The organism is Shewanella sp. KX20019 (assembly GCF_016757755.1).
Taxonomy (GTDB): Bacteria; Pseudomonadota; Gammaproteobacteria; order Enterobacterales; family Shewanellaceae; genus Shewanella.
Genome location: NZ_CP068437.1, coordinates 304,976 through 325,548 on the forward strand (window position 1 = coordinate 304,976; position 20,573 = coordinate 325,548).

General features: G+C 45.1%; 16 protein-coding genes. 8 read left to right on the forward strand and 8 right to left on the reverse strand.

The window, feature by feature from the left end; all coding sequences use genetic code 11:
* The first annotated feature begins 418 nt into the window (after positions 1-418).
* Positions 419-589, forward strand: a complete 171-nt coding sequence (locus JK628_RS01375) for a hypothetical protein (protein ID WP_202287505.1) — start codon at positions 419-421, stop codon at positions 587-589.
* Positions 590-870: 281 nt separating this feature from the next.
* Positions 871-1,041: a hypothetical protein gene (locus JK628_RS01380; protein ID WP_202287506.1), complete on the forward strand. Its 171-nt coding sequence runs from the start codon at positions 871-873 to the stop codon at positions 1,039-1,041.
* A 145-nt stretch (positions 1,042-1,186) separates the two neighbouring features.
* Here the strand turns inward: JK628_RS01380 and JK628_RS01385 are convergent, their stop codons facing one another.
* From JK628_RS01385 to ompR, 4 genes are all read right to left on the reverse strand, one after another.
* A complete protein-coding gene (locus JK628_RS01385; RefSeq protein ID WP_202287507.1) occupies positions 1,187-3,316 on the reverse strand; it encodes a peptidase domain-containing ABC transporter in 2,130 nt (709 codons plus the stop codon).
* A 27-nt stretch (positions 3,317-3,343) separates the two neighbouring features.
* On the reverse strand, positions 3,344-4,588 hold the full coding sequence (locus JK628_RS01390) for an HlyD family efflux transporter periplasmic adaptor subunit (RefSeq protein ID WP_202287508.1): 1,245 nt from the start codon (positions 4,586-4,588) through the stop codon (positions 3,344-3,346).
* Between the two features lie 135 nt (positions 4,589-4,723).
* Positions 4,724-6,040 carry a two-component system sensor histidine kinase EnvZ gene (envZ, locus tag JK628_RS01395; RefSeq protein WP_202287509.1) on the reverse strand — a complete coding sequence of 439 codons (1,317 nt, stop codon included), beginning with the start codon at positions 6,038-6,040 and terminating at the stop codon, positions 4,724-4,726.
* 10 nt (positions 6,041-6,050) lie between these two features.
* On the reverse strand, positions 6,051-6,776 hold the full coding sequence (gene ompR, locus JK628_RS01400; RefSeq protein ID WP_202287510.1) for an osmolarity response regulator transcription factor OmpR: 726 nt from the start codon (positions 6,774-6,776) through the stop codon (positions 6,051-6,053).
* Positions 6,777-7,133: 357 nt separating this feature from the next.
* Here ompR and greB point away from each other — a divergent pair, with 357 nt between their 5' ends.
* The 3 genes from greB to JK628_RS01415 all read left to right on the forward strand — a co-directional run bounded on the left by greB (position 7,134) and on the right by JK628_RS01415 (position 12,463).
* Positions 7,134-7,619, forward strand: coding sequence for a transcription elongation factor GreB (greB, locus tag JK628_RS01405; protein ID WP_202287511.1), 486 nt, complete (start codon positions 7,134-7,136; stop codon positions 7,617-7,619).
* Positions 7,620-7,840: 221 nt separating this feature from the next.
* Complete coding sequence (locus JK628_RS01410; RefSeq protein WP_202287512.1) at positions 7,841-10,195, forward strand: Tex family protein; 2,355 nt, start codon at positions 7,841-7,843, stop codon at positions 10,193-10,195.
* Between the two features lie 396 nt (positions 10,196-10,591).
* Positions 10,592-12,463 carry an LTA synthase family protein gene (locus JK628_RS01415; RefSeq protein ID WP_237524208.1) on the forward strand — a complete coding sequence of 624 codons (1,872 nt, stop codon included), beginning with the start codon at positions 10,592-10,594 and terminating at the stop codon, positions 12,461-12,463.
* 19 nt (positions 12,464-12,482) lie between these two features.
* Here JK628_RS01415 and JK628_RS01420 read toward each other — a convergent pair whose 3' ends face one another.
* Complete coding sequence (locus tag JK628_RS01420) at positions 12,483-12,974, reverse strand: hypothetical protein (RefSeq protein WP_202287514.1); 492 nt, start codon at positions 12,972-12,974, stop codon at positions 12,483-12,485.
* An 83-nt stretch (positions 12,975-13,057) separates the two neighbouring features.
* Positions 13,058-13,831, reverse strand: coding sequence for a pimeloyl-ACP methyl ester esterase BioH (bioH, locus tag JK628_RS01425; RefSeq protein ID WP_202287515.1), 774 nt, complete (start codon positions 13,829-13,831; stop codon positions 13,058-13,060).
* A 57-nt stretch (positions 13,832-13,888) separates the two neighbouring features.
* On the opposite strand from bioH, the gene JK628_RS01430 reads away from it, so the two are divergent.
* Positions 13,889-14,635: a ComF family protein gene (locus JK628_RS01430; RefSeq protein WP_202287516.1), complete on the forward strand. Its 747-nt coding sequence runs from the start codon at positions 13,889-13,891 to the stop codon at positions 14,633-14,635.
* A gap of 80 nt (positions 14,636-14,715) precedes the next feature.
* On the opposite strand, the gene JK628_RS01435 is transcribed toward JK628_RS01430, so the two are convergent.
* Positions 14,716-17,256, reverse strand: coding sequence for a M14 family zinc carboxypeptidase (locus tag JK628_RS01435; protein WP_237524109.1), 2,541 nt, complete (start codon positions 17,254-17,256; stop codon positions 14,716-14,718).
* A gap of 211 nt (positions 17,257-17,467) precedes the next feature.
* On the opposite strand from JK628_RS01435, the gene nfuA reads away from it, so the two are divergent.
* The gene (gene nfuA / locus JK628_RS01440) at positions 17,468-18,046 is read left to right on the forward strand and encodes a Fe-S biogenesis protein NfuA (protein WP_202287518.1); all 579 of its coding nucleotides are present in this window, start codon (positions 17,468-17,470) and stop codon (positions 18,044-18,046) included.
* A gap of 95 nt (positions 18,047-18,141) precedes the next feature.
* On the opposite strand, the gene JK628_RS01445 is transcribed toward nfuA, so the two are convergent.
* A complete protein-coding gene (locus JK628_RS01445; protein WP_202287519.1) occupies positions 18,142-19,473 on the reverse strand; it encodes an MATE family efflux transporter in 1,332 nt (443 codons plus the stop codon).
* An 18-nt stretch (positions 19,474-19,491) separates the two neighbouring features.
* Between JK628_RS01445 and JK628_RS01450 the strand changes: the two genes are divergently transcribed.
* Positions 19,492-20,538 (forward strand): polysaccharide deacetylase family protein, encoded by a 1,047-nt coding sequence (locus tag JK628_RS01450; RefSeq protein ID WP_202287520.1) that lies wholly within the window; start codon positions 19,492-19,494, stop codon positions 20,536-20,538.
* Positions 20,539-20,573 lie beyond the last annotated feature (35 nt).

Here is a 20,573-nt window from a genome sequence, read left to right on the forward strand (position 1 = left end):
TCTGTTCAGATCAAAGTTGGCAATAGTAATTTTAATACGTATTTAATCAACGTTACGGAGCCATAATCTGTTGCAGATAGTGTCTTTTGAGTGGGGTTGCCCTGCATTAAAAAGTACACTAGTGCTGTTCAGGTAATACCCATGTTCTCACTATTATCCATGGGTTCTAAATGTTAATAGCTGCAATTTTTTTGAATGAGCTTATCAGCTTTAAAATAAGGTGCGTGACACTGCGTAAGTTGTTGTTTGTTATGTGTGTTACGCTAGGTTTAAGAACTGGTGGTTAAATGGCTTAATGAGTACTTTTGTAGTATTTACAAAATTACTTAACGTACGTAGTTTATTTGTGGTGACAGCAACTCGTTATTTTTATGTCTTGGGCTGTCACTTGTTGAATTTAACTAATTTGGGGATAAACATGAAACTAGTACTTAAGAAGAGTCAGTTAAAAAACCTAACTAAAGATAATGCAGTTCTTCCTGATGACGCGACTGCTAAGATAGCAGGCGCTGGTGCCCGCCCTACTGCCGATGCTTATTGCCTCTCTGGTAAGGTTAATACTTGCGCTCCTCGATGTGGTCGTCCATAAGTAAATATTTGACTTGGTTAAGGTCAGTATAAAAAGCCAAACAGCTATGTTTGGCTTTTTTGTTATATATACTTCTATGAGTATATTTATGCTGTAATTAATTCACGCTTGAATTTACTTTCAAACCTTCAAGTATAGTGGGCGTTAGTGATGAAATCAGTACTTATGTGGTATTTATTATTTCACTCGATGCCAGTAGTTTTGTTGTGAAGTGACGAGGAATCGTTATTTTAACGTACTGCTATGAACACTGATGAAATTTAACTAGTTTAGAGGTGAATATGAAATTCTTACTCAAGAAAAGTCGGTTGAAAAACTTAACTAAGGATAATGCAACGCTTCCTGGCTACATGACAGATAAAATAGCGGGTGGTGACTCTCGGCATTCTTATGATGCATATTGCCGCTCGGGCATGAATAATAGTTGTCCAGGTAAATGTAATCCTCCATAATTCAACCTATGGCTGATTTTGTATGCTGTATAGAAATCAAGAGGCAATGTTTGGCTTTTATTTTATACATACCTTAAATTCTGCTAGGGTTTAATTCGGCTACTACTGACTGTTTTGTCGGTCGCTATCTATTTTTATTCGTGAACTAAATTATTGTTGGAGATATGACTTCAGTATTGCCAGTTAGCAGTAAACTAATCTCTCTATCGGCAGAAGCGATTGTTTCTTTACGGTGGGCAATAATGACTCGAGTTATTTTCATCTGTTTTATAGCTCGATTAATATCGCTTTCTAGAGCGGTATCTAAGTGACTGGTCGCTTCATCCATAAACAGTATTTTCGGTCGTTTATATAGTGCCCTAGCAAGAATGATCCGCTGTTTCTGCCCACCCGACAAGCTTGAGCCCATATCACCAATGAGGCTGTGATAACCCATTGGCATATTGCTAATATCATCGTGAATAGCGGCCATGTCAGCACAATAGACTAGGTGCTCCATATCTATTTTGTCATCAAAGAAGGCAATGTTGTCGGCAACGCTGCCTGATAGCAATTCGTCATTCTGCATAACGGCGGCTATCTGTTGACGATAGTGTTTATGACCGATTTGAGACAGTGGAATGCCATCAATCAATACCTCACCTTTATAGGGGGTGTCTAACCCCAACATCACTTTTAATAAGGTCGATTTACCGCAGCCCGATGGCCCCGTTATGGCCACTGACTCGCCAGCTTTAATATCCAGACTGATGTCATTAAGCACGTCTGGAGTCGCATCACTGTATTTAAAAGAGAGGTTTCTAAGTGTGATCCCCCCTTGGATCTCTGTGGTGACCTGTTGTTCACTCAGTGTCTCTTTTGGCTCCAAGGCGATATCGGCGATGCGCTCAAAATGCAGGCTGAGCATCTTAAACTCAATCAGTTTGTCGATCAGGTTCTGTGCCTTGGTCATAAATTGGGTTTTGTACGCCATAAAGGCAAACAGCATTCCGGTGCTAAACCCGCCTTGAATAACCAGTGTCGCGGCCACGTATATCACCAGAATGTTTTCACAACCGAAGAGCAGCCGATTAATCGCACTAAATGATAAGTTGAAATTACCTAAGCGAATATTTTGGTTAATGGCGGCGGCATAGCGATTTTGCCATTGGCCTTCACGCTTAGCTTCTGAACCAAATAGTTTAATGGTTTGAATGCCCCGTACCGTCTCCATAAAATTGCTGTTTTCCTCAGCATGGGCAATGATCTCTTGTTCGGAAATCGCTCTAAAGGGCTGATACATTGCCGCTCGAATGATGGCATATAGCACAACGGCGATGAGTACAATGGCAGACAACAGGGGGCTGTAGTAAAAGATCATAAATAGCGTGAGCAGAGCCATGATGCCGTCAATAATTGACTCAACCACGCCTGTCGTTAACAACTCTTTCACCTGTTGCAATGAGCCAAAGCGCGAGACAATGTCGCCCATATGGCGTTTCTCATAATACTGTAACGGCAACCGGATCAAATGGTGAAATAGATTTGATCCCAGCTGTATATTCATCAGGTTGCCAAAGTGGAGTAGGGCGAGGCCACGTAGTGCATTGGTGGCAATTTCAAATAGCAGTACCATAAAAAATCCAACTGCCAGCACAATCAGTAGCGACGTGTCCTTACTGATCACCACGTCGTCAATGACAAGTTGTATATAGTAGGGTGTAATGAGAGCAAAGCATTGCAGCAGTAACGACAACGAAAAAATAAGAACTAATGAGCTTTTTAGCCCAATTATTTTACTCCAAAAATCGGAGAATTTAAGATTGGCAGCTGGTTTTTTTTGTTGGAACTCTTTGGTTGGCCTAAGCTCGAGCGCTATACCTGTAAAGTGCTTTGAGGCTTCTTCAATTGATAACTTCTTGACCCCTGAAGCGGGGTCATGGATCACTATGTGATTGCGACTAACCGATTTAAGTACCACGAAATGGTTTAGATCCCAATGCAAAATACACGGTACATCTAAGCAGGGTAGGTCTTCAAGGTCGATTTTTAGCGGTCGCGTGGTTAATGCCATTTGCTCAGCAAATTGCATGATATCGAGCAATGTAGCCCCTTCAAGCGAAAGCTGAAAGCGCTGGCGCATCTCATTGAGTTGCATTGCATGGCCGTAGTAGCCGGCAATCATTGTCAGGCAGGTGAGGCCGCACTCTGTTGCTTCTGACTGCCTAATCATTGGCAGCTTTCTTTTATTCCAGAAGCTCAATTTGCTTGCTGAATTTACTACTACGTCGTCCATGTTGGTAGTCCTGTCAATCAAGTGCTGTTAGAGTTTTCCATGAAGGCTAAAAATAGGATCAAATAACCAAGCTAATAATGATCTTCGCTCGACGATGATATCTGCATCTAGCATCATATCTGCTCGTAGCGGGGTTTTTTTCCCATAGGCGATGATCTCTTGTACCGATAGGCTGACGACCACTCGATAAGATGGATCTTTAATCATTCCTGGCAGCTCAGTCTCTTCAGGCAAGATAACATTGGAACTGACTTCAATGATTTCGCCGTCAAAAATACCGAATTTTTCATAGGGAAAAGCATGGTAGCGAAGCCTGACTTGTTGGCCCATTTCGATAAAACCAAATGCGGAGGTGGGAATAAAGAGTACTGCCTGCATCTTGCTATTTTCGGGAAGCACACTTAATAAGAATTGCTGGCTACTTACTGATTTACCAACCTTAGTCAGAATGCCAGTAATCTTGCCACTCATCGGTGCCCTTAACTCTGCCAACGACTCTTGCTCAACAATTGCTAGGCTTAGTTGCGCTTCAGTGAGCTGACTTTGTAACTGGTCAAGCACTTTTGCGTGCTCTATTGGTAGCTGCGACAGCTGATTAACTATTTGGCTAAGCTCATTATTGAGCGTCAGTTTTTGCGAGTGAGTGCTTGAACTCTGCTGTTTAATCGTAAGAGAGGTGTCTATCTGTCGGTTAAGATCGAGTTTGGAGGTATAGCCTTGCTCAGCAAGCACCGCCATCTGCTCGGAAACGCTATTATTTATCTCAATACGCTGATTGATGATCTCACTCTGGCGCTCAAGTTCGTCTAGTTTGGCCGATATATTGCGTTTACTGTGGGTTAGGTTTTGGATTTGCAGGGTGTTTTTCGAGTGTTGTTTGTTGATTTGCAGAGTCAGCATATTGATTTGGAACTGATATTGATCGATACGTGAACGGTTTAACTCGAAACCATCTATCCCATGTTTTAGCGATTCTACTCGTAAAATAGGTTGACCTTTTTTTACGCGCTCCCCCTCTGTGACCAGCACTATTTTGACAATTCCAGATTGCGGTGAAGTTAGTTTAAGCAAGCCGCTATCGGGCTGAACAACGCCAATGACTCGCTCTTTTTTACTGTATTCACCGGTGGCCAAAAATATGATACTGAAGACGAGAATAGTCACGAGTAACAACGCTAACCACTTAAACGCGGCAGGCTGTATTAGGCTAACAGTTCCGTCTAAACGGTTAACTTTATGCCGCATGACTTCTTGTCTAAATAACTGTTCCATGTATATCCGTATGTTTGTTCTGGTTTAAAGTGAGTATCCAAATTACCCAATATTTTATTCTATCCCATTAAAAATAATATCGAAAGTGAAACAAATTTTCACGGGTGTCGCTCACGAAGCGGGCTGCAGAAATTATTACTCTAGCGGTAGCCAAACTTGTGCGTGCAGGCCGCCTTCTTTGCGATTGGTTAAGATTACTTTGCCCTGGTGGCGGTCAACGATACGTTTGATAATCGCCAGACCTAAGCCTGAACCGACGCTGCCGCGGGCGGTATCGCCTTGAGTGAAAGGTTCAAACAGCTTGGGGATCTGCTCTGCGACTATACCGGGGCCATTATCCTCCACACTAAAGCCTAGGTACTTACCGTTAAACTGCGAACTTATCTTGACCCAACCATTGCCATAACGATAAGCATTTTCAACTAAATTACTTAGAATACGCTTGATGGCAATACCTTGCATTGGAATTTTCGGACATTCACTCAAATCAGATTCAATGGTGCCCTCGCGGTTTGATTCAGCTTGGATCACGTCATCAATTAGGTCGTTAATCTGTTCGAGCTCACGAGTGCCCTCTTGATCTTGTCTTATATAGGCGATGAATTGATTGATAATGGCATCCATATCTTCAATGTCATGCACTATGCCATCTTTTAGATATTGATCCTCTGCGACCATCATCTCTGACGCTAAACGAATACGGGTTAGTGGAGTTCTTAGATCGTGAGATATCCCAGCCATCAACAAGGCTCTATCTTGCTCAAGTTGCTTCATACCGTAGGACATCTGGTTAAAAGTATTGGTCACTTCAACAATTTCAGTAGAGCCACTTAAGGGTAAAGGTTCGGGGTAATCACCACGAGACACGGCAATAGCCGCTTTTTGTAAACGCCTTAAAGGTCTATTCTGTTGGCGGGCAAACCACCATCCACCGGCGACACTCAGGGCTCCAATCACCATTAAGTAGAGCGTTAATGGCGAAAGGTTTTTTTCATTTAAGCCTGTTAATGGGACTTTGATCCAAATAGAAGGGGCTTGTGGTGGGCGGATCCAAATTTGAAACTCTTCACCTTGAGCAATGCGCACTTCGGCTTCGCCGCCGAGGTATTCTGACATTTGTGACGACAGAAAACCGTAATAGGTTGCCCGCTCGATACCCGCCTGGCGCGCCTCTTTTTGATTATAAAACTGCATGGCATCGTCACGCACTTTTGCGTTAAGCGCGTCCACCATGGTGAGGTGTTCACGGCCAACATCGACTCCATCGACAAACAGCAGTTTTACTTGGCGAGCAATAAGTTGGTTAATTTGTTGATAGCTGGGCTTAATAAAGTAAACCGCAACAGAGAGGTAAGACACCAATTGGTTAGTTAGCAGTAAGCAGCCAATTAACATCACTGTCTGGCTGAATGAACTGCGGGGTGTAACTCGGTGCCACCATTTAATGATCATTGTTTATTAATTACTTACGCGAAGTTCCGTCAGGCACAAATACATAGCCTAAACCCCAAACGGTTTGAATATAGCGTGGATTAGCGGCATCGGTTTCAATTAATCGGCGCAAGCGTGAGACCTGTACATCGATAGAACGCTCAAGAGCAGAGTAATCGCGGCCGCGGGCTAGATTCATCAATTTGTCACGTGATAAAGGCTCACGAGGGTGGCTGACTAACACTTTTAACACAGCAAACTCGCCGCTGGTTAGCGCAATCGCTTCCTCGCCATGATGCATTTCACGAGTGGCAAGATTGAGTGAAAACTCCCCAAAAGTGATCTCCTCCTCTTGCTGAGTAGGCGCTCCTGGTACTTCAGGTGTTTGGCGACGCATTACCGCTTTAATCCGCGCCAGTAGCTCTCGTGGATTAAAAGGCTTGGGTAGGTAATCATCAGCGCCAAGCTCAAGGCCTATAATCCTATCGACTTCATCTCCCTTGGCGGTAAGCATGACGATGGGGATCGTGTTACCTGTTTGACGTAGTCGGCGACAGATAGATAGACCGTCTTCACCCGGAAGCATCAGGTCCAGTACCAGCAAGTGAAAGTTTTCACGCTCTAATAAGCGATCCATCTGTTCGGCATTGGCCGCGCTGCGAACTTGATAACCTTGCTCCATCAAGTAACGCTCCAATAAGGCGCGGAGCCTCATATCATCGTCGACAACGAGAATCTTTGAGGTTTCTTGTCCCATGCGTAGGATCCTTATTTTTGCTAGGAGAGCCAATAGGTATAGGCAACTGGCTGATATTGAATATGAATTAGCCTAATATAGCCGCTTTAATATGTTACTGACCAGCGAGTTATCACCCAATAACACATCTATTAGCTTAAGGATAAATGAGTGGAGTGTTTAAGGTGTTGAAAAGTAGCGTAATAACCATTGAGTTAACCTGTTTTTTAAATTGTAACCAAATTGAATAAATCGTTACTAAGAATGCTGGCGAACTAACATGATGATTCAGCTGCGCTGTAAAGTGCATCGGTTGAGCTGAATTATGCTATGATTTTTGGCCATAGATTATCGTTAACCTCCAAAAAAGTAGTCCGTATGAGAACGAATATCGTCACCCGCGAAGGTTTTGAAAAATTGCAAAAAGAGCTTAATTATCTATGGCGTGAGCACCGGCCTGAAATCACTAAGATCGTCAGCTGGGCTGCTAGCTTGGGCGACAGAAGCGAGAACGCTGATTACACTTTTAACAAGAAGAAACTACGAGATATTGACCGTAGAGTACGTTATTTGCGCAAAGCCATCGAAAACACTCAAGTTGTCGATTACTCACCGGCTCAAGAGGGTAAGGTTTTTTTTGGTGCTTGGGTTGAGATTGAAAATGATGACGGCGAGAAGCGCGTATTTAAAATTGTCGGTTATGACGAGATCTTTGGCCGCAACGATTACATCTCGATTGATTCGCCTATGGCGCGTGGTTTGTTGAAAAAAGAGATCGATGATGAAGCGGTGATCCATACGCCCGCTGGCGAACAAGTGTGGTATATCAACCGCATCTCTTATCAAGGATTTGAAGAGGCTTAACAAGTTCTAATGATTTAAGCTTGTTACTGCACTCTCGAATCGAGATTAGCAGCAGATGTTAGCGGCTAAATATACCTTAATGATTTCGCTACACCTCTAAAAATCAATTAAATTAGCGAATTCCATTCTTCAGCGCAAAAACAGCGATTAGCGAGTTTAAAATTGCTTCTTAGCTGTGTTATCTTGAGCGCAATATTACCTTTTTGGCATCACTTCTATATATGCATAACATTGCACAGCTTATTGCTGATGAACTAAACGTACGTCTTCAGCAAGTTAACGACACGATTAAATTACTGAATGACGGTGCAACAGTGCCGTTTATCGCGCGCTACCGTAAGGAAGCTACTGGTGGGCTTGATGATGCGCAGTTGCGCACGCTATACAGTCGCCTTGGCTATTTACGCGATCTAAGTGAGCGCCGCAATGTTATTTTGTCGAGTATTGAGGCGCAAAATAAATTAACGCCTGAGTTAAAAGCTGCGATTAATGCTGCTGATAGTAAAACCCGCCTAGAAGATCTTTACCTACCTTATAAGCCAAAGCGCCGTACCAAGGGCTTGATTGCGATTGAAGCTGGAATTGAACCATTAGCGGATTTTTTACTGGCAAATCGAGATGTAGATTGTGATGTAAAAGCCGCTGAATACCTTAATGTTGACGCCGGTTTTACTGACGCAAAGTCGGTATTAGATGGCGCTCGCTTTATCTTGATGGAACGCTTTGCCGAAGACGCTGAGTTACTGCAAAAAGTGCGTAGCCACATTGAACAAAATGCCGTGCTTGAAAGCCGTATGGCTAAGGGTAAAGAGAAAGAGGGATCTAAATATAGAGATTATTTTGAGCACTCTGAAAAACTAACTAAGGTACCATCACATCGTGCCCTTGCCATGCTACGTGGCCGTAATGAAGGTATGCTGAGCTTAAGCGTCAATGCAGATCCAAACAAAGAAGCCAAGCAAGCCAGCTACTGTGAAGTGATTATCAATGACCACTGTAAACTGGCGATTAATGATACTGCAGTCGATCAGTGGTTAAAAACCGTGGTTGCGGCAACTTGGCGAGTCAAAATAGCATTGCAGATGGAAACTGAGTTTTTCGGCCGTATGCGCGATAGCGCAGAAACTGAAGCGATTAATGTATTTGCGCGTAACTTAGGCGATCTTTTAATGGCAGCCCCTGCGGGCGCCAAAGCCACCTTAGGCTTGGATCCTGGCCTTCGCAGTGGCGTTAAAGTCGCGATTGTAAACAACACCGGCAAACTGGTTGCTCACAGCACTATTTTCCCTCATGCACCACAAAAACAGTGGGATAAATCGCTTAGAACCTTGGCTAACTTAGCCAAGATGCATAAGGTTGAGCTCATTGCTGTTGGTAATGGCACCGCCTCACGCGAAACAGACAAGCTAGCGGCAGAACTTATCACCATGGTTAAAGCTGAACTACCAACCTTGACCAAGGTGATGGTCAGTGAAGCGGGCGCCTCTGTGTATTCAGCCTCTGAGCTAGCTTCAGAAGAGTTCCCTGATGTTGATGTGTCTATTCGTGGCGCGGTATCAATTGCCCGCCGTTTACAAGACCCATTAGCGGAGCTAGTAAAGATCGAGCCTAAGGCCATTGGCGTTGGGCAGTATCAGCACGACGTAAGCCAAAGTATGCTTTCAAGTTCACTGGAAGCGGTAGTTGAAGACTGCGTCAACGGTGTTGGTGTTGATGTGAATATGGCGTCAGCGCCACTGCTTGCCCAAGTGGCGGGGCTCAATAAAACCTTGGCACGCAATATTGTCACTTACCGTGATGAACAGGGGCAATTCACCAATCGTAAAACCTTGCTGAAGGTAGCACGTTTAGGCCCTAAGGCTTATGAACAAGCGGCAGGTTTTTTACGTATAAGCAATGCTGAAAACCCACTTGATGCATCTTCGGTTCACCCTGAGGCATATGCATTGGTTGAATCAATCGCCAGCGCAAAACAACAATCAGTTGCTACGCTGATTGGCAATACTGAGCTGCTCAGCACGATTGAAGCCAAAGACTTTATTACAGGCGATTTCGGTTTACCGACAGTGACCGATATTCTTGCTGAACTCGACAAACCCGGACGCGATCCCCGTGGTGAATTTAGGACTGCTACCTTTAAAGAGGGCGTTGAACAGATCAATGACCTTAAGCCAGATATGATATTGGAAGGCGTGGTGACTAACGTGACCAACTTTGGCGCCTTTGTCGATGTTGGTGTGCATCAAGATGGGTTAGTGCATATCTCATCGATGACCGAAAAGTTTATTGATGATCCGCATAAGGTGGTTAAAGCGGGTGATGTGGTTAAAGTTAAAGTGATGGAAGTTGATGCCGAAAGACGTCGTATTGGCCTTAGCATGCGACTGACCGACAAAGCGGGCGAAGCGCCAAAAACAGCGCCTCGACCAGCTAACCATAGTAGCAAGAATAATGGCTCCAAACATCAAGGCGGCAAGTCGCAATCTCAGTCGCATAAAAGCGCTAAGCCAAAGCAGGCCACAAATGCCGCGATGGGCAATGCCTTTGCTGATGCCTTTGCTAAGATGAAAAAGTAGCGCGACAATAAACGAAGAGTAAGCCCCGCCAGAATGCGATTCTGTCGGGGCTTTTTTATGTCTGACAGTTATAGCCACTACTTTTAGCTAGTTAATGTGTTTTTAAGCTTGTGACACTAAAGTCTAGGCTTGTTAAAATGTGCGCCAAGCTAGGTAAACTAAATACTGCACAATAATAAAGAATAAATAGCTTGAATTTAACTTGGTAAAGGATATGTTGTACGCCGTTTCATGTATGAAACTTATTACCGACAAGGAGGTCTTAACTATACTTTTAAAGCGCTTCATAGAAAGCGGCAAGCAAAATACTTAGGATTATCAATTTTGACTCGTTCACATACGTTAGGACCTTTTCGGTCGATTGTTATATTTGCGGCCATCTCACTGGTGGTGGTCATGCTCAGCAGGTTGGGTCTGGCTATTTGGCAGTTTGACCGCGTAGATGTTGTTTCTGGTTGGTCTCAGTTATTAATCCAAGGCCTGCGTGTTGACTTTGCCACGCTATGTTGGCTGTGGGGAGCTGCTGCACTCGGCACGGCAATCTTTTCTGGTGATCATGCTATTGGTCGCATTTGGACGCAAATATTGCGGGTTTGGTTGACCTTAGGTTTATTGACCGTCGTCGTCCTTGAAATATCGACTCCCTCCTTTATTGCAGAATACGGCATCAGACCTAACCGTTTGTATGTTGAGTATCTTATCTATCCAAAAGAAGTATTTTCAATGCTTTGGGCTGGCAGAAAGGTCGAACTTATTTTTTCAGCATTGATCAGTACTGCCGTGTTCTTTGGTGGCTGGAAACTCAGCGGAATACTAACCCAAAACCAAACTTACCCTCGCTGGTATTGGCGTCCTGTTCTCGGCATTTTAGTCATTGCAATCACCATCTTAGGCGCACGCTCAAGCTTAGGGCATAGACCACTCAATCCATCGTTAGTGGCTTTTTCAAGTGATCCATTAGTTAACTCACTAGTGACAAACTCCGCCTACTCTTTAGTGTTCGCCATTAAACAGATGGGCAGTGAAGCGGATGCTGCCAAGATATATGGCAAGTTACCGGAAGAGGAGATCATTAGCATTATTCGCCGTGAAAGTGGCCGCCCACTAGCCGATTTTCAGTCTAATGATTTTCCGAGTGTCTCTTATAATACAGCTAGCTATCAAGGTAAGCCTAAAAACCTAGTCATTATTCTACAAGAGAGCCTTGGGGCTCAATTTGTGGGGAGTTTGGGTGGCTTGCCATTAACGCCAAACATTGATGAATTATCGAAACAGGCATGGGCTTTTGAGCGCATGTACGCTACTGGAACCCGTTCGGTGCGTGGTATTGAGGCTGTTGTGACCGGTTTCACGCCGACGCCTGCGCGCTCGGTTGTGAAGTTAGGTCTCAGCCAAAATGGCTTCTTTTCATTGGCTTCATTGCTAAAGCAGCATGGTTACCGTAATCAGTTTATTTATGGTGGTGAAAGCCATTTTGATAACATGCGTAACTTTTTCTTAGGCAATGGTTTTACCGACATCATTGACGAATCGGACTACAAAAATCCTAATTTCGTTGGTTCTTGGGGCGTGTCGGATGAGGATCTGATGTATCGTGCTAACGATGAGTTTGAGCGCTTACATAAAGAGGGGCAACCGTTCTTTAGCTTGGTGTTTAGCTCGAGTAATCATGACCCATTTGAGTTTCCTGATGACCGTATAGAGTTGTTTGAGCAGCCAAAGCAGACTCGTAATAACGCGGCAAAATATGCTGACTACGCGGTAGGTGAGTTTTTCAAGCGTGCTAAGCAGTCCGATTACTGGAAAGACACAATATTTGTAGTGGTTGCCGATCATGACAGCCGAGTCGGCGGTGCTGAACTGGTGCCTATCTCTCGCTTCCGTATTCCTGGGCTTATTTTAGGTGAGGGTATCGAGCCTAAAGTGGATACTCGAGTGACCAGCCAGATTGATTTAGGTCCGACGCTATTGTCATTGATTGGTGTGAGTGACGCGTACCCTATGTTGGGTCGTGACTTGACTAAAACAGCTGAAGATTGGCCCGGTCGTGCGTTAATGCAGTACGACAAAAATATGGCTTACCTACGCGGCGACGACGTGGTGATCCTGCAGCCTGAACATCCAGCATCAGGGTTTACCTATGATCCAGTCGCAGAGAAGCTAACTGCAAGTCCACAGTCTGATGAAATGAAACAAACGGCATTAGGTTGGGCATTGTGGGGCAGTATGGCTTATCAAAAAAGCTTGTATGGCGACAGTAAAAAGTAGTTAGTAATAAAGCGGTCTTTTAGACTGTTGTAAGCATGTCGGGCTCAGTCTTTGGCTGAGTCCGATTTTGATAAAAGGCTTCGATATGGACGCCAAACGCACGGTAGAACTGTAATGTCTCATTTGGCATGCGCTTATTGTCAGTGGACGCTTGTTTTTCGACTGGCTGGTTTGGCAGTTTAATATCACTGCGTTTTAACGACGAACGAAAACTAAGCAGCTGTTTTAAATCTAATGCTGCTGGACGTTTTTGCTGCTCTTGCTGAGATTGCTCCTGCTGTTGCGAACTCCCTTGCTGCTTACCTTGTACTGAATCCCGTAATTTTGCTTGTGTTTGAGCTTGCTCAGCAGTGCGTTCGTGCTGCGGATTAAAGGCGCGCTCTTCATGGCCCTTGCTTGCTTGCGGCGGAGGTAAAACGGGTGGGCGCTGTTGATTATCCGTGCGTGCAGAGTCCGTCGCTACGTTAGAGGTAGAGATCGGCACATTGGGATAATTTGTGGCAACGATCATAGACAGTTCCGCTTTAAGTTGTGGTTAAATGTTAACCAATAATCATTCAAAAATAAAGCAGTTTCACTCCTCAACCATATAGTTTATTGGTGTTTTTCAAGCCACATGCCTAAGGCAAGAACAAAGTCTTCCGTATGGCTGATGAAAGGAGCATGAGACGCTTTTGGCAATATGACATCTTCGCTATGACTCAACTCTGGCAGCAGTTTAATCACTCTACGTGGCACGAGTCCGTCGAGCTTGCCCCATATTCTTAACCAAGGTTGGTTTATCAGTGGTAATTTGTCCCTCAGATCAACGTTAGCGAGCATCGCTAGCCCTTGCTCCAGAGCGCTAAATTGCGGCTGAGGTTTGGCCAGTACCCACTCGCGCAGCTGCTTGATATCGCCCTTGGCTGTTTGGCTACCCATGGCTTGTATTGCTAGAAATCGTTCGATGGTTTTTTCTAGATCTTGAGTTAACTGGCTGCCGAATTGTGCCAGCACATTAGGTGGGATCCCGGGCCAAGATTCCTCTTCACGTGCCATAAAACAGGGAGAGGAGGCGATAGTACACAGCGCGCTCACATGTTGTGGATAGCTGAGTGCTGCTAAGGTGGCCACCAATCCGCCGAGTGACCAACCTATCCAGATTGCAGGTTTAGGCACACTGGCAATGATGCTGGCTACCCAATCATTAATATCACCAGCAACGACATCACTTTCGCCAAAGCCGGGCAGATCAACAAAGTGAAATCTATACTGAGGTAACAAGTCGGGCAAAGCGGTAAATACCGCGCTATTAACGCCCCAGCCATGCAGCACGACTACATCGGGGCCTTGGCCTATCGAACTGACATGTAACTTAGTTTGATCCACGTATTGGTCCTGTATTGATTCGGTAATGACCCGGTATTAGTGCTGCCGTATTAGCAAATGGGCTATGAAAAAAGGGGCTTCATTATTACTCAACGATCTTGGCTGCGACAGCTGGCGGCTATATTACCCAATCGGTGCTTAATGTGCCATCAACAGATAACGTCCAAGCAGAGCGGTATTTGTCGGGTTTGCCTCAATGCATGCCTATACCAGGCACCGATTTGTTTAGGTTGTGGTAGAGAGATGCAGCTGCAGGTTATCTACTGTGGCGAGTGTCAGCGGTACAACAAGCTAAAGGTGGTAGCGCCTTGCAGTTATCATGATGGACTTGGGCACTGGGTCGGTCAGATAAAGTATCAAGCGCAGTTTTCTGTGATTGAGGTGATGGTCGATGCGCTGATCTGCCGCTTACATTATCTAATTGAATTAGGCTTTGTGCAAATGCCACAAGCCATCATCACGGTGCCATTACACCCCAAGCGGTTGCGGCAGCGCGGTTTTAATCAGGCATGGCTGATTGCACAATCATTGGCACAAAAACTTGAGCTCCCCTTGCTTGACGATGTGCTTACTCGGCAAATAAACACCTCGCCCCAAGCGGGGTTATCGGGAAAAATGCGCCGTAAAAATTTACTAGATGCTTTTACATTGGTGGCAGAGATAAAGCTACAGCGTATCGCCATTGTAGATGATGTGGTGACGACGGGGACAACGGTCAGTGAAATAGCGCGACTACTGAGCGAACAACATATTGAAAGCCAAGTCTGGTGCCTAGCAAGAGCAGAGGCACCAGGGCTTAACTAATGTTTAGTGGTCATTTAGTAAACTATACTCACCTCACTGAATCCTGCATCTTCAGGTAGGACGGGTGTAAGCATAAGTACCTAGTGAAGAACGGGAATAAAATAGAGTGCATTGGCATAGAGCCTTTCTGATCCTAACCAGATGTTTCTAAATAGCAGGTTGTCGGTCATCGCTACCACGGCGCCTTTCGATCTTGACTCGACTATAATCGCCGGGCCGTTGGCAAAACTGCTTTGATATTCTTGCGCCATATAGCCGCTTAAGAGTGGCTGTGATGCATAGCTCGCCGCAACCATAAAGTCGCTGGCGGTGTGCGCAAACCCGATCGCCTTATTCTTCATTACGGCTAAACGTTCGCCATTGATACCAAAATTAATTGGGTGGCTTTTATCAAGTTTCAACTCAACGATAGCGCCGCCGATCTCCTGTCTTGCCCTAAAAGAGGATTTTTGCTCAAAAGCCAAGCCATCCCCATTAAAGAGTTGCTTGTAAAAGCGCTCTCCTCGCAGACTGGTTTTTAGAATGTTGGCTTTAGTCAGCCAAGTTAATGCGCCCTTCTGTGCTATGACAACCCCACCATCAGCGATAAAGGGCCCAAGCTTGCGGCCAAACTTTTCATCTAAGTTGGTGTAGCTTCCGCCGGCAAAAATAATATGCGTGTATTTACTGAGCTTTATTGCGTTTAGATTACTGGTGTCGACTAAAGTGGTTGGCACTTGGAGTTGAGAGTCTAAGTAATACCAAATTTGACCCACCTCAGGGATTGAGGTGCCTTTGCCACTAATGACTAGCGGCTTGATAGGGCGGATGACTTTAAAGTCTGGACTGCCTAAATCGATGCCACTGCTTGCGCTACTGGTATAAGCGGCTGTGATATTCACACGAAGCTCTTGGGCTAGCTTAGCAACGAGTTTGCTTAGTTCACTAGCGGAGTGGCCATCTTGTTTTAGAGGGATCTGTAAGCTGCCTGCAGGAAAGTCGAGTTTGTCAGTATGAGTTGCTAACGTAAAAGGCTTGGCGGCAAACTTTACTTGAACACCTTGGCTTAACAGTTGTTGTAGTAGAGGCGCAGCTGAGCTTTGACGCCAGTCGATAAGCAGTGCCACTGCTTTGGGTGTCCATTTCGATGGGATAAACGTTGGCGCTGTTTTACTTAATACACTGAGCTCTAGCTTAACGTTCTGCCGTACTGATAGGTCGAATGCATGTTGCAAGTTCCAGGTCGAGACATCATAAAAGGTAGGGTCATTAAACTCAGTTCTGTTGTCGAACAGTGCGTTTAACAAGGCTGTTTGTGCTTGATTATCTGGAATAAATATACTGCTTTCAACCGAGAAGGATTGACCGCCTTGAGTGAGTTTATTGGTTAAATAGTAATACTCAATTTTGTGTTGTGATAACAGCTGGGTGAGTTGCTGTATCCGCTGCACATCATTGGCTGCAGTAATTAGTCGCCCCGCTTGTCTTGGCTTTTTTTTCCGAGGTTTTTGATGTTTGCCACTAAAGAACTCTGTTTGATACTCTCGCAGCTCAGTCTTAAGCGCCAGTGCGCCTTTTAAGCTTGATATAGAGGTAGCGTACTGGTTTTCAATTGCTTCTTGAAAGCGAACGATACCGTTAACCGAGTCTTGCTGTTGGCCGCGAGCACTGGCTTGTTCGAACAGCACACCGATAGCGCCGTTAATGTCAGGATAAGTCGAGCCTTTGCCATAAAAGAAGTCATCAAACAGTTGGCGGCTGAAATAGCTCTGTTTCTTATCGTCTAATGCCGCTTGATGATAAGCGGCTAGCTTGATAGTCAACTTTTGATTAGCGATTGGTGTCAGCGGGTGGGTCCTTTCAGGAACGCCCGGTTGGAAGAAGTAGGTTTGGTTGTGTCCCATCTCATGAAAGTCACCCACGTAATGGGGTTGCCAGCGATGAAATAGCGCAACTCTTCCTTGAGATTCAGGGTGACGTAAGAATAGCCAATCTCTATTAAGATCGGCTAGATAATGGTTGCTTCTGCCGCTAGGCCAGCCCTGTTTATGTTCTGCGTGGTTTGGGTCGCTGACGACAACGTTACCTGCGTAGCCATTAGCCCAAGTCGAAAAACGATCCATGCCATCAGGGTTTTGGCTTGGGGTGATCAGTACCACCGCATTTTCGAGTAAATCGCTAACCCATTTTTCTTCGCTGCTAGCCAGCATGTGACTCAACTTCAAGGCCGCATGGGCGCCACTGGCTTCATCGCCATGTATCGAATAAGCCAACCAAATAACGATCGGACCCGTTTGTTTGCCAAGATACTTTACCTGCTGGCGTTGCTTTAAAATCGCAGCTAGTTGTTGTTGATTTCTAGTTGAGGTGATCACTGCCGTGAGTTGCTGGCGACCTTCATGAGTTTGGCCAGTGTTTTCGAGTGACACTCGCGGGTTCTGCTGGGCGATCTCCTTCAGGTAATAGTTGACCTGATCATGACGCAGCAAATACTCACCAAGTGGGTAGCCTAGAAATTCCTCTGGGGAGCTGGTGGTTATTCCGTAAAGTGGATTATCGGTCAAACGAACCTTTTTTGCCTCTGCCGAAAGAGAGAGCAACATCATAAAGGCGCATAAAAAAGTGAAAACGGTTTTCAGCATCGAAATAATCATTATATTTATAATATTACGCTTAAATTAACAGCTCTGCAGTGACAAAACCACCGTCAATGGAGGTGAAAAATTGTGATCTAATCAGCGTTAATTGGCATTGTGTGAGCATTGGGGGCTACAAAGCGCAGCAGAGTAAGAGTATTATAGGGTTAATTCTTACTAAAACACTCAGGTATATTCCTGACGGAGCTATGTTTTCATGATTACCATTTCCGAAACAGCTCAGGCGCATTTTGTTACATTGCTATCAGATCAGCCTGAAGGAACTCACATTCGAGTATTTGTTATCAGCCCTGGCACAGCACAGGCTGAGTGTGGTGTTTCTTACTGTCCACCAGATGCTGTAGAAGCAGACGATACCGAATTTGAGTTTACTGGTTTTAATGCCATGGTTGACGAAAAGAGCGCGCCTTTCCTGGAAGAGGCAACCATTGACTTTGTGACCGATCAATTGGGTTCACAACTTACTCTTAAAGCGCCTAACGCAAAAATGCGTAAAGTGTCAGGTGATGCACCACTGGTTGAGCGTATAGAGTATGTGATCCAGTCAGAAATCAATCCACAGCTAGCAAGCCACGGCGGTAATATTTCACTGGTTGAAATTACCGAGGACGGCATAGCGGTACTGCAGTTTGGTGGCGGTTGTAACGGTTGCTCTATGGTCGATGTGACACTAAAAGATGGCATTGAAAAGCAACTACTTGATATGTTCCCTGGTGAACTATCAGGCGTAAAAGATGTTACTGAACACCAACACGGTGATCACTCTTACCAGTAACCAATACGGTTAACTAGAAAACGCGATTTAAGGTCGCGTTTTTTGTGGGCGTAACTGCTGATAATGTTATTGATAGGTTCTAATTAGAACCTTTATCAATCCAACACCTTTCTCAGTCTCAGCCAGTAATGAGCTGACATAGTCAGGCTACGTGCCAACATAAAGGTGCTCATGGCCGCCCATAATGCGTGATTACCTAAGGATTGCAGTAGATACCAAGTGGGGAAAAATACCGCAAAGGTAGCGATGATCATGCTGTTACGCATGACTTTTCCTTGGGCTGCACCGATATACACGCCATCAAATAGGTATGACCCAAACGCTAGCAAGGGTAAAAACACCACCCAAATCAGATAATCATTTGCCACCAGTTGCACCTCTGCAATGCTGGTTAGGGCGCTAATGACATTGCTACCTGCAAGGGCAAAAAACAACGTAAATCCAACGGCTGCTATAGCTGACCATGCCCATGCCAACGTCACTGATTCTTTCATCAGTCGACTGTTCTTCTGACCATAAGCGCGGCCAACTTCGGCTTCGGCGTAATAGGCGATGCCGTCTAATGCGTAGGATATAAGTAACAATAGGTTAAGCAATACGGCATTAGCGGCCACAGTATTGTCACCAAGGCTTGCACCATAGAAGGTCATAAAGGCGAATGACAACTGCAAGCATAAGCTACGGACAAAGATATCGGCGTTAAGACTAATCAGCTTATGGTAGCTCTTTAAGGATAACTGCTTACAAACGGTAATAAAGTGAAAGTCGCCTAACTGCTTAAGCTGACGCTTTACTAATGTCAGTGCAACAGCAAAGCCTGCTATATCGGCAAACACAGAGGCTAATGCAGCGCCTCTAACGCCCCAATCTAACCCTATCACAAACAGTAAATCTAAGATGATATTGACTAAGTTGGCGACGATTAACTGCCACATAGCCGCTTTAGGCTGTTGTCTACCTAACAACCAACCAAGCATGACTAAGTTCATTAACGCGAAGGGCGTAGACCAGATCCGTACTTGGAAGTACTCACGGCAATATCGCTCGACTTCAGCACTAGTATCGGACAATAGCATTGCTAAATCGACGATAGGTTGCTGCAGTAAGACCGCAGCTAAACCAAATAGCAGCGCTAAGCTACCGGCTTGGATCAGTAGTCGATACTGCTGTTGAGTGTCGTTGGCACCATAGGCCTGCGCAACTAATCCGGTGGTTGCCATGCGTAAAAAACCAAGTAACCACAGAATTAAGGTTATAATTGTTGACCCAACTGCCACGCCGCCTAAATAATAGGCATTACTTAAGTGACCAACGACAGCAGTGTCGACTAGTCCCAGCAGTGGAACGGTAATATTTGACAAGATCATTGGCAACGCGAGTGCGAGTAACTGTCGATTTTTTTGTGGATTTAGCAGTATGGCAATCATTTTAGAGGTCTAATATTTATGGTTAAAAACGTGTTATTAGCGCTGTTTGCGCTGACAGGTTTTTCGGTGCAAGCAGCGGTAATTTTACAGTATCACCACGTATCTGATGATACGCCCGCTATCACTAGCGTTACGCCTGCACAATTTAAAGAGCAGATGCAGTATCTGGCTGAAAACAACTTCAATGTCGTGCCACTATCTAAGGTTGTGGCCGCGGTAAAGGCTAAGCAGCATTTACCAGCGAAGACTATCGCCATCACTTTTGATGATGGTTATCGTAGCATTGCTAACACAGCGCATCCCATCTTAAAGCAATACAAATTTCCCTACACGCTTTTTGTCTCGGTAGAGCCTATCCAGAAACAGTATGGCGAGATGATGAGTTGGCAGCAGCTGATCACTTTGTCAGAGGAGGGCGCTGAAATTGCCAACCATACATGGGGGCATGAACATCTTATCCGCATGGAAAAAGGCGAGACTGAGCAGCAATGGCTAACGCGCATTGAAAGCAATATTTTGCGCACCGAAGCAGAAATTGCCAAGGCGACTGGTCAGAATCACAAAATGCTGGCTTACCCTTATGGTGAATATAATCAGCAGATAGAAGATATGTTGAACAGGCATGGCTTTGTGGCATTGGGACAACAATCTGGTGCAGCAGGTCCATACTCACCGCTAACGGCATTGCCAAGATTTCCTGTCGCGGGCGCCTATGCCAATCTTGACAGTTTAAAGGTCAAGCTGCATAGCCTCAATATGCCAGTCATGGAGCAGACCAATAGCGACCCACAGCTGCAATATGGCCAGTGGCGGCCAGAGATAAAAGTAAAGCTAGATATGGCAGATATTAACGCATCACAGCTGATGTGCTTTATCCAAGGTCAAGGGGCTAAAAAGCCAGATTGGATTAGTGATAATGAGTTTACCATTCGCGCAGAACTCGATCTCCCAGCGGGGCGTTCACGCTATAACTGCACCGCACCCAGCAAGCATCAGGGCGGTTATTACTGGTTTTCACAGCCTTGGGTTAGACCCAAAGACAATGGCGAGTGGATAGCAGAGTAGAGCACCGATCCTTATCACTCGCTGAGCTAGTGATA